We start from the raw sequence: 523 nt of genomic DNA, 5'->3' as shown, positions 1-523 counted from the left end.
CCCCTATCTATTCTATAACAATAATGGCGCGCCCGAGAGGAGTCGAACCCCTAACCTTTTGATCCGTAGTCAAACGCTCTATCCAATTGAGCTACGGGCGCAATCAATTTTACAATATCCCGTTGGGATAAAAATGGAGCGGAAGACGGGATTCGAACCCGCGACCCCCACCTTGGCAAGGTGGTGTTCTACCACTGAACTACTTCCGCATATCGCAATAAAAAAAGCTTTCTCTTTTTTGAGAAACCTTGGTAATAACACACTTAATAAAGCTTCCAAGCGGGCTCGAACCGCTGACCTCTTCCTTACCATGGAAGTGCTCTACCTGCTGAGCTATGGAAGCAATGGCTCCGCAGGTAGGATTCGAACCTACGACCGATCGGTTAACAGCCGATAGCTCTACCACTGAGCTACTGCGGAATAATATAAGCTTCATAAACAAACATGGTAGAAATAACAAAACTGCTTGGCGGCGTCCTACTCTCACAGGGGGAAACCCCCGACTACCATCGGCGCTGAAGAG

4 tRNA genes are annotated in these 523 nt (G+C 48.2%); all 4 read right to left on the bottom strand.

Annotated elements, in window-relative coordinates:
* Positions 1-24 precede the first annotated feature (24 nt).
* A tRNA-Arg gene (locus V6D44_RS20935) sits at positions 25-101 on the bottom strand.
* A 33-nt stretch (positions 102-134) separates the two neighbouring features.
* Positions 135-209: transfer RNA gene (locus tag V6D44_RS20930), tRNA-Gly, on the bottom strand.
* A 61-nt stretch (positions 210-270) separates the two neighbouring features.
* Positions 271-343 (bottom strand) — tRNA-Thr (locus tag V6D44_RS20925).
* Between the two features lie 2 nt (positions 344-345).
* Positions 346-420 (bottom strand) — tRNA-Asn (locus tag V6D44_RS20920).
* Positions 421-523: the final 103 nt, after the last annotated feature.

It is taken from the genome of Bacillus sp. 0209A, assembly GCF_036765095.1.
GTDB lineage: Bacteria > Bacillota > Bacilli > Bacillales > Bacillaceae > Bacillus > Bacillus subtilis_G.
The sequence above is the reverse complement of the archived record's forward strand: the minus strand, read 5'-3'. Positions and strand labels throughout refer to the sequence as shown.